This window comes from Ruegeria sp. BC6, from assembly GCF_056539185.1.
Genome location: NZ_JBQFUM010000011.1, coordinates 1 through 5983 on the forward strand (window position 1 = coordinate 1; position 5983 = coordinate 5983).

3 tRNA genes and 3 rRNA genes are annotated in these 5983 nt (G+C 53.8%); all 6 read right to left on the bottom strand.

Annotated features, from left to right (window positions below):
• Positions 1–77 (bottom strand) — tRNA-Met (locus ACR0MM_RS18545).
• An 86-nt stretch (positions 78–163) separates the two neighbouring features.
• Positions 164–278 (bottom strand): 5S ribosomal RNA (gene rrf / locus ACR0MM_RS18550).
• A gap of 187 nt (positions 279–465) precedes the next feature.
• Positions 466–3292, bottom strand: a 23S ribosomal RNA gene (locus ACR0MM_RS18555).
• A 487-nt stretch (positions 3293–3779) separates the two neighbouring features.
• Positions 3780–3856: transfer RNA gene (locus tag ACR0MM_RS18560), tRNA-Ile, on the bottom strand.
• A 28-nt stretch (positions 3857–3884) separates the two neighbouring features.
• A tRNA-Ala gene (locus ACR0MM_RS18565) sits at positions 3885–3960 on the bottom strand.
• 148 nt (positions 3961–4108) lie between these two features.
• Positions 4109–5570: ribosomal RNA gene (locus ACR0MM_RS18570) — 16S ribosomal RNA — on the bottom strand.
• Together the 16S, 23S and 5S rRNA genes with 3 tRNA genes alongside form the textbook arrangement of a ribosomal RNA operon.
• Positions 5571–5983 lie beyond the last annotated feature (413 nt).

Below are 5983 nucleotides of genomic sequence, written 5' to 3' on the forward strand. Positions count from 1 at the left end.
TGGTTGCGGGAGCAGGATTTGAACCTGCGACCTTCAGGTTATGAGCCTGACGAGCTACCGGGCTGCTCCATCCCGCGACACTTTGGGTTGGTCTGTTGCCTATTTGGCTGTTTGCGACCTGGTCGTGTTTTTTGATCGTTTTAGAGAGGGGGGACTTTTCTAGGTTTGGCGGTGACCTACTCTCCCGGGGCTTGAGCCCAAGTACCATTGGCGCTGCAGTGCTTAACTTCCGGGTTCGGGATGGGACCGGGTGTTTCACTTGCGCTATGACCACCAAACCGAGGAAAATCCCCGTCGCTCTTTTTGCTTTGCAAAAAGGCGACGCACGGGAGGCGGCGTATTCGCTTGCGAATGCGCGTTCCCGCACGGTTGTTGTGTCACCCCTTGCGGGGTTTCACATCAATCAACGTTGTCCAACTCAAGGTCAGTGTATGCTTCTGGTGATTTGTCTTTCTGTTACTGGATCAAATCAAGCCTATCGGGCGATTAGTACCGGTCAACTGAACGCATTGCTGCGCTTACATCTCCGGCCTATTGACGTGGTGGTCTTCCACGGCCCTCAGGGAGACCTTGTTTTGAGGGGGGCTTCCCGCTTAGATGCCTTCAGCGGTTATCCTGTCCGATCATAGCTACCCTGCACTGCCGTTGGCACGACAACAGGTCCACCAGTGGATCGTTCACCCCGGTCCTCTCGTACTAGGGGCAACTCCTCTCAAGTCTCCTACACCCACGGCAGATAGGGACCGAACTGTCTCACGACGTTCTAAACCCAGCTCACGTACCTCTTTAAACGGCGAACAGCCGTACCCTTGGGACCTGCTCCAGCCCCAGGATGAGATGAGCCGACATCGAGGTGCCAAACACTGCCGTCGATATGGACTCTTGGGCAGTATCAGCCTGTTATCCCCGGCGTACCTTTTATCCGTTGAGCGATGGCCCTTCCACTCGGGACCACCGGATCACTATGGCCGTCTTTCGACTCTGCTCGACTTGTCAGTCTCGCAGTCAGGCTGGCTTCTGCCATTGCACTCAACGAGCGATTTCCGACCGCTCTGAGCCAACCTTCGCGCGCCTCCGTTACGCTTTAGGAGGCGACCGCCCCAGTCAAACTACCCGCCACGCAGGGTCCCGGATCCGGATAACGGACCGCGGTTAGACATCAAGAATGCAAAGGGTGGTATCTCAAGGGAGGCTCCACAGGAACTGGCGTCCCTGCTTCGAAGCCTACCACCTATCCTGCACATTGCAGTCCTGATGCCAGTGCGAAGCTGTAGTAAAGGTGCACGGGGTCTTTCCGTCTAACCGCGGGAAGCCTGCATCTTGACAGGCAATTCAATTTCGCTGAGTCGATGTTGGAGACAGCGGGGAAGTCGTTACGCCATTCGTGCAGGTCGGAACTTACCCGACAAGGAATTTCGCTACCTTAGGACCGTTATAGTTACGGCCGCCGTTTACCTGGGCTTCAATTCAAGGCTCTCACCTCTCCTTTTAACCTTCAGGCACCGGGCAGGCGTCAGACCCTATACGTCGTCTTGCGACTTCGCAGAGCCCTGTGTTTTTAATAAACAGTCGCCACCCCCTGGTTTGTGCCCCCAGCCCCTAGTTGCCTAGGAACCGGGCCTCCTTCTCGCGAACTTACGGAGGTATTTTGCCGAGTTCCTTCAACATCGTTCTCTCAAGCGCCTTGGTATGCTCTACCAGTCCACCTGTGTCGGTTTAGGGTACGGTCTGATGGAGGGCTATTTCCAGGAACCACTCAGCAGCCCAATCAATCCGATAAGATTGAACTACACCTGTGATCCGTCACATCCTCCTGGCCTAGGAATATTAACCTAGTTCCCATCGCCTACGCCTTTCGGCCTCGGCTTAGGGGCCGGCTTACCCTGCTCAGATTAGCTTTAAGCAGGAACCCTTGGACTTTCGGCGAGAGTGTCTCTCACACTCTTTGTCGCTACTCATGTCATCATTCTCACTAGTGATCTCTCCACCGGATCCCTCACAGGCCGGCTTCATCGAAAGATCCTCGCCTCCAATATCCCCGAAGGGATCAAGGAGGCATGGATCTATGTCACACTACGCTCTGCTACCATGCCTTACGGCATCCTAAGCTTCGGCTCATGGCTTGAGCCCCGTTACATCTTCGCCGCAGGACAACTTGTTTAGACCAGTGAGCTGTTACGCTATCTTTAAAGGATGGCTGCTTCTAAGCCAACCTCCTGGTTGTTTTGGTCGTCCCACCTGCTTTCCCACTTAGCCATGAATTGGGGGCCTTAGCTGTAGGTCAGGGTTGTTTCCCTCTCCACTACGGACGTTAGCATCCGCAGTGTGTCTGCCATCTAGTACTCCCGGGTATTCGGAGTTTGGTTAGGATCAGTAAGCCTGTGGGGCCCCATTACCCATCCAGTGCTCTACCCCCCGGGGTATTCGGATGACGCTCTACCTAAATAGATTTCGCAGAGAACCAGCTATCTCCGAGTTTGATTGGCCTTTCACCCCTAGGCACAGCTCATCCCGATCCTTTTCAACGGATGTGGGTTCGGTCCTCCAGTGCGTGTTACCGCACCTTCAACCTGGCCATGCCTAGATCACTCGGTTTCGGGTCTGATCCCACGAACTCATACGCCCTATTAAGACTCGCTTTCGCTACGCCTACACCTAACGGCTTAAGCTTGCTCGTGAGACCAAGTCGATGACCCATTATACAAAAGGTACGCCGTCAGCTCGCTAGGAGCCTCCGACTGATTGTAGGCGTTCGGTTTCAGGTACTGTTTCACTCCCCTCGTCGGGGTGCTTTTCACCTTTCCCTCACGGTACTGGTTCGCTATCGGTCAGCAAGGAGTACTTAGCCTTCGAAGGTGGTCCTCCGATCTTCAGACAGAATTTCACGTGTTCCGCCCTACTTAATACGTCCGTCAAAGCTTCGAATACGGGGCTGTCACCCGCTATGGCCATGCTTCCCAACATGTTCTTCTCACTTATCCGGCTCGGCTGGTCCCCGTTCGCTCGCCGCTACTAGGGGAGTATCAATTGATTTCCTTTCCTCCGGGTACTTAGATGTTTCAGTTCCCCGGGTTTGCCCTTAAAACCCTATGTATTCAGGTCTTAAGTACCTGTTTAAACCCCATATTGAGTATCAAAGATAACAATATGAAGCTTTCAGGTGGGTTGCCCCATTCAGAGATCCATGGATCAAAGCTTATTCTCAGCTCCCCATGGCTTATCGCAGAGTATCACGTCTTTCATCGCCTCTTGCTGCCAAGGCATTCACCAAACGCCCTTCTCGCGCTTGATTTGATCCAGAAAGAGAAAGACTTGATATTGGCACTACCGCCTATTCGGCTACTTGAGTGCGTTTGACCGCACACAACCAAAGCTGCGCTAGTAATCAAATCAATCGCGACCGCCCAGCTGGTAACTAAAGGCGATCTTTCTTCTGAACCAAAAGCATACTTTCCCGCCTCCCATCCTGGAACCCATGCTGCCGATGTCGGTCGGCCCCGCACGGAGAATGGAAGACATGCATGATCGTCAGATCATGCGGGTTAGTGTACTTGACTTGGACAACTCTGTTCGTTTCAGCCGCGATAGCCGTGGACAGGCGAGGAAACACCCGTGTCACAACCCGCTCACCCGAAGATGAGAACGACTGAGATCAACGCCACACTCGGCGCCAATCAAACAGTGTTGATTGATTTCTCTCTTAACGATGTCAAAGGATACGTCCAATCGGACGGCTGAACACTCAAACAAGTGCTCAACGATCTGATCGAAGCGAGGAATGGTGGGTCGAGGAGGACTTGAACCTCCGACCTCACGCTTATCAGGCGTGCGCTCTAACCACCTGAGCTACCGACCCATCTCTCAATAGGGCCGACTGCAAATCATGGTGGAGCCTAGGAGGATCGAACTCCTGACCTCCTGAATGCAAATCAGGCGCTCTCCCAGCTGAGCTAAGGCCCCTTGCCGGATCCAGCACCAATCGCAGGATCCATCTGTCTGAAGAGATATGAGGACGGCTCGGTCCTTGAGTTTGACCAACTTTGTTTGTTGATCTTCTGCTAAGTGTATCACGAGATCCGCGAACAGATCTAACTAGATACATCCTTAGAAAGGAGGTGATCCAGCCGCAGGTTCCCCTACGGCTACCTTGTTACGACTTCACCCCAGTCGCTGATCCTACCGTGGTCCGCTGCCTCCAAAAGGTTGGCGCACGGCCGTCGGGTAGAACCAACTCCCATGGTGTGACGGGCGGTGTGTACAAGGCCCGGGAACGTATTCACCGCGTCATGCTGTTACGCGATTACTAGCGATTCCGACTTCATGGGGTCGAGTTGCAGACCCCAATCCGAACTGAGACAGCTTTTTGGGATTAACCCATTGTCACTGCCATTGTAGCACGTGTGTAGCCCAACCCGTAAGGGCCATGAGGACTTGACGTCATCCACACCTTCCTCCCGCTTATCACGGGCAGTTTCCTTAGAGTGCCCAGCCGAACTGCTGGCAACTAAGGACGTGGGTTGCGCTCGTTGCCGGACTTAACCGAACATCTCACGACACGAGCTGACGACAGCCATGCAGCACCTGTCACTAGGTCACCGAAGTGAAAGACCCATCTCTGGGACGGTCCTAGGATGTCAAGGGTTGGTAAGGTTCTGCGCGTTGCTTCGAATTAAACCACATGCTCCACCGCTTGTGCGGGCCCCCGTCAATTCCTTTGAGTTTTAATCTTGCGACCGTACTCCCCAGGCGGAATGCTTAATCCGTTAGGTGTGTCACCGAATAGCATGCTACCCGACGACTGGCATTCATCGTTTACGGTGTGGACTACCAGGGTATCTAATCCTGTTTGCTCCCCACACTTTCGCACCTCAGCGTCAGTATCGAGCCAGTGAGCCGCCTTCGCCACTGGTGTTCCTCCGAATATCTACGAATTTCACCTCTACACTCGGAATTCCACTCACCTCTCTCGAACTCTAGACCGATAGTTTTGGAGGCCGTTCCGGGGTTGAGCCCCGGGATTTCACCCCCAACTTTCCGATCCGCCTACGTGCGCTTTACGCCCAGTAATTCCGAACAACGCTAACCCCCTCCGTATTACCGCGGCTGCTGGCACGGAGTTAGCCGGGGTTTCTTTACCTGCTACCGTCATTATCTTCACAGGCGAAAGAGCTTTACGACCCTAGGGCCTTCATCACTCACGCGGCATGGCTGGATCAGGGTTGCCCCCATTGTCCAAGATTCCCCACTGCTGCCTCCCGTAGGAGTCTGGGCCGTGTCTCAGTCCCAGTGTTGCTGATCATCCTCTAAAACCAGCTATAGATCGTAGGCTTGGTAGGCCATTACCCCACCAACTACCTAATCTAACGCGGGCTAATCCAAAGGCGATAAATCTTTCCCCCGAAGGGCACATACGGTATTACTCTCCGTTTCCAGAGGCTATTCCGTACCTTTGGGCATATTCCCACGCGTTACTAACCCGTCCGCCGCTCGCCCCGAAAGGCGCGCTCGACTTGCATGTGTTAGGCCTGCCGCCAGCGTTCGTTCTGAGCCAGGATCAAACTCTCAAGTTGAAAGGCTATTGCTAACCTATCCTTGACGTTCGAACCTCTGCACATCTCATCTGGTGGCTAAACCAGATGAAGTCATCTGTTTGATGCACACAGATCTCCTAAGAAATCAGTGAACCACTCAAACAGTGAAGCTGACACTCTATCATCGGACCGAAACCCTAAGAGCGCGATATACAGACATTCAATCCGTCGAAACGAACCAAACCGCCCACATATCTCTTCAGTATCCAGCAATGTCAAAGAACATAACACCAAGAGCCAAAAACCAGACCGTTGCGCCAATAAATCAGCGCGCCCGCCTAAACCCCAACTCAAGATGCCCCCGGTCTCTCCCAGGCGTCTCAACCGTCTTTCCAGTCCGTCAGGCCGTCACTCCGACCAACCAACACCGCCTCAGCAGCGCCGGTGAAGGG